Origin of the sequence: Pedobacter vanadiisoli, from assembly GCF_042684385.1 — a bacterium.
GTDB lineage: Bacteria > Bacteroidota > Bacteroidia > Sphingobacteriales > Sphingobacteriaceae > Pedobacter > Pedobacter vanadiisoli.
Map to the genome: position 1 here is coordinate 139,630 of NZ_JBHULL010000043.1, position 10,973 is coordinate 150,602.

At 37.8% G+C, this 10,973-nt stretch carries 8 protein-coding genes and 1 tRNA gene; 6 read left to right on the forward strand and 3 right to left on the reverse strand.

Going from position 1 to position 10,973, the window contains the following annotated elements:
• The first annotated feature begins 43 nt into the window (after positions 1-43).
• The 4 genes from gwsG (at position 44) to ACFSR6_RS20820 (ending at position 5,718) form a co-directional block, all read left to right on the forward strand.
• The gene (gene gwsG / locus ACFSR6_RS20805; RefSeq protein ID WP_379082558.1) at positions 44-976 is read left to right on the forward strand and encodes a grasp-with-spasm system ATP-grasp peptide maturase; all 933 of its coding nucleotides are present in this window, start codon (positions 44-46) and stop codon (positions 974-976) included.
• A gap of 162 nt (positions 977-1,138) precedes the next feature.
• Complete coding sequence (locus tag ACFSR6_RS20810; RefSeq protein WP_379082561.1) at positions 1,139-2,227, forward strand: hypothetical protein; 1,089 nt, start codon at positions 1,139-1,141, stop codon at positions 2,225-2,227.
• Position 2,228: 1 nt separating this feature from the next.
• Positions 2,229-4,421: a peptidase domain-containing ABC transporter gene (locus tag ACFSR6_RS20815; RefSeq protein WP_379082563.1), complete on the forward strand. Its 2,193-nt coding sequence runs from the start codon at positions 2,229-2,231 to the stop codon at positions 4,419-4,421.
• Entirely contained in the window at positions 4,411-5,718 is a 1,308-nt protein-coding gene (locus ACFSR6_RS20820; RefSeq protein ID WP_379082566.1) for an HlyD family secretion protein, read from the forward strand. Before ACFSR6_RS20815 ends, ACFSR6_RS20820 begins: the two co-directional genes overlap by 11 nt.
• A 367-nt stretch (positions 5,719-6,085) precedes the next feature.
• On the opposite strand, the gene ACFSR6_RS20825 is transcribed toward ACFSR6_RS20820, so the two are convergent.
• Positions 6,086-7,240, reverse strand: a complete 1,155-nt coding sequence (locus ACFSR6_RS20825) for a transglutaminase domain-containing protein (protein WP_379082568.1) — start codon at positions 7,238-7,240, stop codon at positions 6,086-6,088.
• 161 nt (positions 7,241-7,401) lie between these two features.
• Positions 7,402-8,013 (reverse strand): GIN domain-containing protein, encoded by a 612-nt coding sequence (locus tag ACFSR6_RS20830; RefSeq protein ID WP_379082570.1) that lies wholly within the window; start codon positions 8,011-8,013, stop codon positions 7,402-7,404.
• Between the two features lie 454 nt (positions 8,014-8,467).
• Between ACFSR6_RS20830 and ACFSR6_RS20835 the strand changes: the two genes are divergently transcribed.
• On the forward strand, positions 8,468-8,659 hold the full coding sequence (locus ACFSR6_RS20835; protein ID WP_379082760.1) for a HipA N-terminal domain-containing protein: 192 nt from the start codon (positions 8,468-8,470) through the stop codon (positions 8,657-8,659).
• A 37-nt stretch (positions 8,660-8,696) separates the two neighbouring features.
• Here ACFSR6_RS20835 and ACFSR6_RS20840 read toward each other — a convergent pair.
• Positions 8,697-8,768 (reverse strand) — tRNA-Arg (locus ACFSR6_RS20840).
• Between the two features lie 329 nt (positions 8,769-9,097).
• Between ACFSR6_RS20840 and ACFSR6_RS20845 the strand changes: the two genes are divergently transcribed.
• Positions 9,098-10,876 carry a helix-turn-helix transcriptional regulator gene (locus ACFSR6_RS20845; protein ID WP_379082572.1) on the forward strand — a complete coding sequence of 593 codons (1,779 nt, stop codon included), beginning with the start codon at positions 9,098-9,100 and terminating at the stop codon, positions 10,874-10,876.
• Positions 10,877-10,973: the final 97 nt, after the last annotated feature.

Here is a 10,973-nt window from a genome sequence, read left to right on the forward strand (position 1 = left end):
CTCCATTTTTTACCTAATTAAACAAAGTTAACTCCAATTAAGTATGATCTTGATTTTCTCCATTACTGATGATTATTCTACTGCTATGGTTATTAACTGGTTAATACAGTTGAAAAAGAATTTTATTCGTATTAATGAAGATACAGATGTAAAACTGATTTCGATTACAGAAAAGGATTTTATACTCAACATTAATGGAACAAAAATTCACAGCAATGAAATAACCAAAATATGGTATAGGCGTGGAGATATAGACCTTGTAAAAAACTTTAAAAGTGAACATATCAGTAATTACCTATTGTCAGAAAATGAAAGTTTAATGGAATACCTCCATTTCACTTTCGATAAAAAAGATGGTATAAATAATTTTAAAACAAGAGACATCAACAAACTTCATTTGTTGGATTTATGCAGTAAACTTAAAATACTGGCGCCAAATTTTATTGTTACCGGAAATAAAGAAGCTTTACAGGAATTTTATAATCAAGAAAAAAACATCATATCGAAACCCTTAAACGCGCCTCTTACTATTTTTGATACGGATAACTTTATTCATTTAACATATACAGCTGAGATAACAGCAACTGATATTGAAGCATTGCCAAATGAATTTGTCCCTACATTTTTCCAGAAAAACATTTTGAAAACCTATGAAATAAGGTGTTTCTACCTCAATGGCAATTTTTACGCGATGGCCATTTTTTCTCAAAGCAATAATAAAACAAAGGTTGACTTTAGAAATTACGACAGATCGAAACCCAATAGGATAACACCCTATCAATTTCCAAAATATTACGAGCGCAAAATTAAAAGCTTGTTGGACACTATTGGTTTAAATTGCGCATCTTTTGATGTCGTTTTATCCAAAGAAGATCGGCAATATTATTTTTTAGACCTCAATCCTATCGGTCAATTCGGAATGGTTTCCAGTCCCTGCAATTACAACCTAGAAAAAGAAATTGCCTTAAATCTATAATCACATGAAGAAAATCAGCCTGGAAATTCAAAGCGGAAATGCACCCATTCATTTAAAATCTTTGGTTAAAAAAGAAAAACCGAAATATTTAGTCAAAACCAGAGAATCTAAAATATTCTGCACCAAAAGTTTACAGTTAGACCTACTTTATAAATCGCCGTTATGAATAAATTATTTTTAAGAAATCAATTGTGCATTCCTGTTATGGGTTACAATAGGGCAATTATTTATGATATTATTCGGAAAGATTATTTTTTTATCCCTAATGCGCATTATGCCATTTTAGATACCAACGATGTGATTAATTTTAATAAGATCACTGACCAGGAGGAAAAAGCAGAGTTGATAGATTTTTTACTTAAGGAAGAAATCATATTTGAAATTGCTGACCGTAAGCAAAAAAAACGTTTCAAAAGTTTCAGCAGAAGTCTTGATCGACCCAATCTGCTCACTAATGTAATTGTACATTCGGATATAGACCCTGTATTTTTTGATTTCATTAAAGATGAATACCTTTTAAACGTCTCGATTATAGCACCTCAGATAGATGATCGCTTGTTCAGCCTTTTAGCGAAAATAGATATCCTCGAAATAGACAGCATTTACTTATATATTGAAAATTTTGATCAGGAAAACTTTGAAACAACACGTCAATTAATCAGTAATCACCGGTTAATTTTTTCGGTCAACTTCTTCAATGCGGCTGGCCAGGCACAGACCACACAGCTACATCAAAATATTTATTTTAACTTTTTTGAAGAAGAATTTTCTATCTATAAAACCAAATTAACGACAGATAAACTATCGTTAAATAACGAACATTTTTTAGAGGCCTACAACGTTCATTCCTATTATCACGGAAAGGTATACATCGATCAGGAAGGTAATGTTAAAAATGGTCTAAATAATATATACAGCTTTGGTAAGCTGAAGATGTTAACCAAAGATCTGTTTTTAAATACCATCTACTCAGAGAAATTTCGCGAATTAGGAAACATCAATAAAAACGATACACTTGTTTGTTGCGATTGCGAATTTCGGTACATGTGTGTTGACAGCCGGGTGCCTGTTAAAGGTGATGAAAAATGGTATCATCAAACTGAATGTGCTTACAACCCTTATTTATCAAAATGGGATGATGAGGAAAATTATATTAACCTTAAGGATTGTGGCGTTACCATATCTTCAACAGGCTGCGCCATAGATCAGCAAAAATTATCGTATCATTTTAACAAAACCTGGGCCGTTTAGGATGAAATCTTTTCCCTTTTATAAACAACCCGATGCTAAAGATTGTGGTCCTACCTGTCTGCGCATTATAGCAAAACACTATAATAAAAGCATTCCGCTGCCCCAAATCAGAACCCTCTCCGAAACCACAAGAGAAGGGAGTGCTTTGCTTGGCCTTAGTAATGCCGCAGAGACCCTGGGTTTTAGAACTTTAGGTGTTAAAATAAATTTTAATACCCTGCTGGCCGATGCACCATTGCCCTGCATAGTACACTGGAATAAAAACCACTATGTAGTGGTTTATAAAATTGACAAAACCGGTAAGGTTTATGTTTCGGACCCCGGTTATGGCTTAATTACCTATACCAAAACTGAATTTATAAAATACTGGATCGGCGAAAATGCCCACGAAAATACAGAAGAAGGCATTGCCCTTATTTTAGAAACAAGCCCTTCATTTTACAACAGTGATTTCGAAGACACAGAAAAGAAAACAAGCTTCTCTTTCCTCTCCAGGTATTTACTAAAATATAAATCGCTCGTTATACAGCTGGCCATCGGCTTACTGGCCGGAAGTTTATTATCGCTTATTTTTCCCTTCCTTACCCAAAGTATTGTTGATGTAGGCATACAAAACCAGGATATTAACTTTATTTACCTGGTTTTACTGGCCCAGGTGATGCTTTTTATGGGTAAAATAGGCATCGAAATGATTAGGAGCTGGATCTTGCTACACCTTTCTACCCGGATTAACATTTCAATCATTTCCGACTTTTTTATCAAACTGATGAAACTTCCAATCAGTTTCTTTGATACGCGGATGACCGGTGATATTATGCAGCGGATAAGCGATCACCACCGGATAGAACAATTGCTCACCAGCTCCTCGCTCAATACCCTCTTCTCGATGGTAAACCTACTTATTTTTAGCAGCATACTCTTCATTTATGATTACAGGTTATTTGCCGTATACCTGCTGGGCGCACTTTTATACATAGGCTGGATTGCTTTTTTCCTTAAAAGAAGAAAAGAGCTCGACTATAAAATGTTTGCTCAGGTTTCACAGGAGCAGAGCACGGTGATAGAACTGATTAATGGCATGCAGGAAATAAAAATGCATAATGCCGAAAAACAGAAGCGCTGGGGCTGGGAATTTTTACAGGTAAAGTTATTTAAGATAAAAATAAAGGCACTCTCCTTAGAACAGTGGCAATCTGTGGGTGGTGGTTTTATTAATCAGATAAAAGATATCCTGGTGAGTTTTATGGCTGCAAAACTCGTATTGAGCGGCAACCTTACACTCGGCATGATGCTTTCAGTACAATATATTATCGGGCAGCTGAACAGTCCCTTAATGCAGCTCATAGATTTTATCAAACAAACACAAGATGCCAGAATTTCTCTTGAAAGGTTACAGGAAATTCATGATAAAGACAACGAAGAAGGCAGCGAAGAACAATATGCCGCCGAAATTGCACAAAAAGATATCGAACTAAAGTCTGTATCGTTCAGGTATACAGGAGCCGATTCATTTGTTTTTCAGGATTTAAACCTGGTTATCCCCTTTCAAAAAACCACGGCTATAGTTGGAGCAAGCGGTAGCGGAAAAACAACGCTTTTAAAGCTGTTGACCAAATTTTACGAACCCGATAAAGGGGAAATAAAAATCGGGAATACAGATATGAAAAATATTTCGCCAAGGTATTGGCGAGACCATTGCGGAGTGGTGATGCAGGAAAGTTATGTATTTAACGATACCATTGCCAATAATATCGCCATAGGCGAAGATACGATTGATAAACAAAAGCTGAGAAAAGCCATAGAAATTGCCAATATACAGGATTTTATAGAAAGCCTTCCTTTAAGCTATAACACCAAAATTGGTAACGAAGGTATGGGCGTTAGCGGTGGACAAAAACAACGATTGTTTATTGCCCGGGCTGTATACAAATCGCCCGAATACATTTTTTTCGATGAGGCTACAAGCGCGCTGGATGCCAATAACGAAAAAATAATTATTGAAAACCTGGAGCAGTTTTTTAAAGGTAAAACCGCCATAGTGATTGCCCATAGATTATCGACAGTTAAACATGCTGATAAAATTATTGTGTTAGATAAAGGAATGGTTGTTGAAGAGGGCGACCATAATGAATTGGTTGCTAAAAAAGGAGAGTACTACAGATTAATCAAAAACCAGCTCGAACTTGGAAACTAAGAAAGACAAATTGGACGAAATAACATTTCGCTCGGAGGCCGTACAGGATGTTTTGGCAGAACCACCTCATTGGATGTTCCGCTGGGGCAGTGTTATTATTTTGGTTACCCTTTTAATGATTTTATTGATGAGTTATTTCATTAAATACCCGGAATTTGTACCCGCAAGCATCATTGTTACTTCACAAAATCCACCAGAAAAACTAGAAATCAGAACGGATTCAAGAATTGAAAAAATATTGATTACGGATCATCAAAAGGTAAAAAAAGGTCAGCTGTTAATGGTTTTGCAATCCACAGCAAATTACAAAGACATTTTGCAGCTTAAGCAAATAATTGATTCCATTTCTCCTCATCAATTAGTTTCATTTCCTGTAGATAAAATTTCGGGATTTAAATTAGGAGAACTACAGGGCGATTACAATAATTTTGCTAAGGCATTTCAGGACGAAAAGCTGTTTACCAGGCTTAAACCCTACGCACCAGAAAATACAGCCACTATTCAAAATATATCGGTAAATAAAAGTAGAATAGTTACCCTAAAACGGCAAAAAGCATTCGAGCTGGCTAAGTATGAGCTGGTTAGGAAAAATTATCAGCGCGCCCAGCAGCTTCTTAGTCAAAAAGCCATTTCAACCGCTGAGTTTGAAAATGAAAAAATTAAATTCCTGCAGGCACAACAAAATTTAGAAAATATAGATATCTCCCTAGCGCAAACGGAGGAGATGATTTATAATCTCAATAAAACCAAAAGCGGAACATCCATAAATGCAGAGAAAGACAAAATCAACTTCGCTTCGCAAACCCTGCAGCTATTGGAGCAGTTGAGGCGTTCGTTAAGAGCCTGGGAACAAAGCTATCTGGTTATTTCCTCTACCGATGGCATAGCCAGTTTCCAGCAATTCTGGGGCGAAAACCAGTTTGTAAAACGAGGAGATCCTATACTATCTATCCTACCCAATCATACCCAGGCACTGATTGGAAGAATGTTTGTAGCAGCCACCAATTCGGGCAAAATTGCCAGGGGCGAAAAAGTTTTAATCAAACTGGATAATTACCGTTATCAGGAATATGGTATTGTAGAGGGCAAAGTTCAGAACATATCCTTTACTCCTGATGATAAGGGCAATTATTATGTAGATGTATCGCTTCCGAAAGGGCTGAAAACATCCTATCATAAAATACTTCCCTTTGATAAAGAGCTTAAAGGTAATGCCGAAATCGTAACGCAGGATTTAAGATTAATAGAAAGATTCTTTTACCAGATTAGAAAAATTTCCAGATACCAGACAGAGTAAAACAGGGGGTGCCAGGCCAATGTCCGTACGTTAAGGCATAAATCGTAAAAAGACGCCCTTCGACTACACTACCATTGATATCTAGGAATGTCGTCATTACAAGAAGGCTTTTTCAGCCGACGAAGCAAGAATTACTTGTATGAAAGATTGCTTCGTCGTTCCTTCTCGCAATGACGATTTTTCGAGTAGATCAATACCGCTGGACGCTCCTGTTACCCATATTGATTTTTACTAAATAAATTATCCCTCAGGGTGACATTTTTTGTGATTTATCAAACTCTGACTACGCTCAGACTGACGACCGCGATGCTTAACTTAATAACATTGAGATACCAGACCAGATAGCTACAAAAAGCATTTGGTAAAATTATTTCGGGGTAGTCCAGAACAGCTCAGGATTATTGGTTTTATAATTAATAAACTTAACCCCGGTTTTCTGATTTGTTGATTCCCTTTTTTGAGGCCCTTGAACAATACCGTCCAATGGCAGCAGTTCCACATAGGAAACTTCTTTCCCGCTAGTCCAGGTTTCCGTATCAAACTGGCTTATTACGGGTGTCTCCAGGCGGTATAGATTCTTTGCCATATAAGTCTGCAGGTAATATTCTTTAGATTGTAAGGCAGTACGGTTCCAGTTTGCATCCGCATTTAGTACCAGCGGCATATTTTTTATCAAGCGCTCCCTTACTTCCTGGATGCCAAGGAGATTGCCTTTTTCATCCATCACATACGAATCAAAGGTAGGGTCAATCCAGATCCATTTCTTAAGGTCCTTGCTGTATACCATATTAATTACATGGCAATCATCAAAGTTGGTTTCTTTTGGCATGCAGGTAATATATCTGGAAGTAATACCCATAGCGAGGTAACATTCGTTAAGTACCGTGGCCAGCATGCGACAGTTTACCCCGCGGTTCTGCTCCCGGCATACCTTGATCAGATCAATGGCATTTTTTAAGGTGGGGTTATCGCTGTTCCCATCGTGCCTGATCAGATTATGTACCCAATGCAACAGGTTGAAAACTTTAGAAAGCTCATTTCCATTGCCTGCAACCGAATCCAGCTTGAGGTCCTTTTTAATGCGCACCAAATTGGGGTTGTCCATTGATTGATAGGTAAAAACCGGGATTTCACGCCTGTCAGCCAGGTTATATTTTCCCGCCTTTTGAAGGGTATCAAGATAGGCAACAGGCTTCCTAACAGGTGCTTTTGCATCATATTTCACCTGAGTCCTTGCGGTATCGGTTCCATTGACCAGGATAATAAAATCATATTCTCCAATCTTCGGATCGACATTGAATGATATGGATTCCTTGTCAGTGTAAAAAGTTACTTTTTTAGCCGAGGTGGTATATACATCTAATTTTTCTTTGGGCACGACTGTCCAGGCGTTCTTTCTGACTGGGTAATTATCATCCTGGATGTCAACACTGGTAGAAGTTGCCTTAACAATTTTCAGCTTCTTTTGGGCGAATGTGATTGTTACTGGAAAAAGTAGTAAGAATAGAATGGTGCGTTTCATTTTCAAATTAGTTTAAGGTTCAGGTTTAAATCAAAGACGCCCGAAAACCTCGAAAGGTTGCATTGAATCAAAAACAACAATTAACGGTCTAAAACCAAGGTCGCTGGGTACAAAAAAAGCCGCCCAGGGGGCAGCTTTAACTTATCTGATTGATATACGCTCTATTTTGCCAGAACCATTGCATTTTGCTCTGCTTCCATAATCGCTTCTGAAGTATATGATACAGATTTGGTACTGGCAAAGTCAGCTAACTTTACATTTTTCATGTTGTTTGCAATCATTGTACTTTGATCAGCAGTACCATTTAATTTTAATACCGCATCATCCTTAACAACAGTATATAAACTGCCTGCGGTAGTTTTAATTTTCGCTGTAGCGCTTTGGCCCAAAAATAACTGAAGGTATTTTACATCAAAATTATTGCTGGTAACCACAACCGATTGTCCGTAAGCTTCAATTCTTTCTAAATCTTTCACGGTAATATTCAGCGTTACCTGGCTTGTTTCAAGTGAATTGATAAATAAGGTTTTTCCATCAGTTGTTACTGAGGTTTTTGCAGCGTCATAGTTGCTGGCACCTTCTACATTTTGTTTATCCCCTTGCGTTAAGATAAGCTTCACGTTACCACTCACCCATATCCTATCAAACTTTGATACAGAAGGAGTTTTTGTTTCTGATTTAACTGGACTGTTGGCAAATGTTGCCATTGCTGATGAGGTTAATACCACTGCTGTTAATGCTGCTGCGAATATTGTTTTTGCTAAAGTTTTCATATCGTTTATATTTTAGGTTTTTGCTATTGTTTTGTTATTAAGACGCAGCTGTACCGCAAACGTTGCAGACAAAAACCAGGTATTATACCAGCATTGGTAACCGCTAGACCAACGCCTGTAATTTCTAGACGAACTCTTCTTAACTTTTCACACTAACTTACATTCCAGCGCTTGTGATCGTAACCCTCTTCGCCGTATTCAAAAGTATGGCAATGTTCATTTTAAATTGTTTGTTCAGTTTTCGTGAACGAAGTGATTTTTTGAACGCTCCAATTTATTATACCCATAGGGCCATAAATATGAGTAATCCATTATCAACATTTGTAAAACACAACGGAAGCTGGTTAAACTTTCACAGGCGGAATTGGCATTCAAAGCTGGAGGATGGGCATGTAGACCAGATCGAAAATATTGTTTAGGGATAACCCTGCAGGATATCTGGAGCAGTATGATAATGGTTATAGGTTTACTTACGACTCAAAATATCTCGGGTGATGAAAGCGCCAGGCCTATAAGTTTAAGCCTTCCCTTATCACCATATCCCTATCAAAGCAAAATCTTGTTTTCATTTTTCGACGGCCTGATTCCGGAGGGGTATCCGTTGAACTGCGAGACTGAGTATTTCAAATATCAATCAATAACTTAAAAATAAAAAGCCCATCTTTCGATGAGCTTTTCTTCTGTAGCCCCGAGCAGAATCGAACTGCTATCTAAAGTTTAGGAAACTTCTATTCTATCCGTTGAACTACGGGGCCATTTGTTGCGCAAATATAACAAAAGTTTTCTCGCAAGAAAATTCAATTTAACAAGCATTTATCTAAGGAAATTGTCTTTAAAAACATAAAAAATCAATTATCACAGATGCTTCTTTTATTTTTATGCGGATAAGGGTTATTTAGTTACAAACCTTCCCGGAACTTTTCTATAGGCGCCATAAATTGAGTTTATCCGCATCGTTTCGGCCATGAAAAACTTCAGCATATTGAATTCAAACAAATTTTAATGCCGAATCGCAATCTGCTTAACCTACCCATTTTTAGTTTTAACCCTTCAACTATTAACTGTATTTTAGCGATACCCCTAAATGATGAACAGGTTAATTTTCCTTGCGCTACTATTATGCTGTTGTTCTGTTCCTGTTTTTGCTCAGCAAAAGCTGATCGAACCCCTTATTAATGCCTGGAAAGTTGATGATACCAGCCAAACACATCGGGCAGAAGTTGGTTATGCTGAATTAAAGCTGCAAAAAGAAAGTCTGAAAATGAACCTGCCCCAGCATCAACGCCTTATAAAAGCATTACATACTTATCTTGGCCAACATTCAGATGACAGGTTAAAAATACGGCTAACCATGTACGAAATCCTGGGGAAATTTGAATTGGGCCTGAAAATTCTTCCGCAGGATTCGACAAATATTTATGACTGCATAAAGCTTGCTCACAAATTGAAAGACGACCAGCTTAAGGCCGAAGTATACACCCTTTGTGCAGAGGTTGGCAGGGGAACCAACAGATATGTGCTCTATAACCTAAAAGCAATAGAGCTGGAACGTAAGGTTGGATTTTCGCATTTTAAATACGTACATAATCGTTTCTTTAATGTAAGCCTGGGTTTGTACCAGAGCAATAACTACAGAAAAAGTATCGACTATGGCCTACAATGTTTAGCGTTTAAAAACGTAAGAAAAAACACCTGGGATCCACGGGTCTATATTTTTCAGCTGGATATTATTGGTGCATCCTACCTCAAACTTCGTCAATACGACAGTACCAGGTATTATTATCAGCAGATTATAGACACCTTAACCAAGATGCCCGATGAAGATGCAAATGTTCAATCTTTATGGCTGGGCATTGCCGAAGGAAACATCGGACATACATTAATTTTGCAGGGTAAGGAAGCGCAGGGTACGCCTTTGGTCAATTTACAATTGCAAAACAGTACGGCAATTAAATCGTACAATAACATGGCCATTGCCCAGAACATCCTAGCCAACCTGGACTTTAAGTACAAAAGATACCAGGAAGCTGTGTCTAAATGGAAACAGGCTTACCATTGGGCCTTACAGAGCGAATATTATGTAGTAGAGCAAAAGCTACTCTCATTAAAGGGTATAGTGATGTGTTACCGGAAACTGCAGGTGCCTGATAGTGCCTATAAATATGACGATTTATACAATAGACTCAATAACGAACGACTTTTAGAACTTGGCGCTAAGCAACTATCGGCCATTAAAACCAAAATAGAGTTTGATGATATACAAACTAATCTAGAAAACATCAGCATCAAATTACGCCAGGAAAAAATAATCAGGAATTTTATTTTAGGCGGTATTTTCCTTTTAGCAGTAATCAGCCTTTTGCTTTACAACAGGCAGAAACTGAAAGTTAAACACGAAACCGAGATTTTAAATCGAGATCGGGTGGCCAAAGACCTCGAAATAAAAGAAGCCAGGGAGCGAATCAATTCCTTTGCGCTCAACATTGGGGAAAAGGAAAAACTGATCAGAAACCTTGAAAGAACAATCAAAGCAAACGGAACAGACAACCTCAGCAGTAACCTGCTCAACTATGTGCTCGTAACAGATGAGGAATGGCACAGGTTTAAAGAGGCTTTTAGCAAGGCTTATCCTTTGTTTTTTCCCCGATTGAAACAAATTGTTACTCACTTAAATCCCGCAGAAGAACGCTTGGCGAGTTTAATATGCCTGGATTTGAACAACCAGCAAATTGCCAATATGTTGGGTATTAGTGCAACCAGTGTAGCCAGAAGCAAACGCAGGTTAAAACAGCGCATTACCATTCCCGAAGGGCAAAGCATGGAAGATTATATTTGTGGTCTTAATGATTTGCCAGGTTCTTAAGTTTTCAGTTGGCAGTTTTGATCTTCTGCCTTTTACCCTCCACCCCCTTATCTATTTTCCCATTTGTCCGCTTTTTGTCCGCGCCCAAATTGGTGTT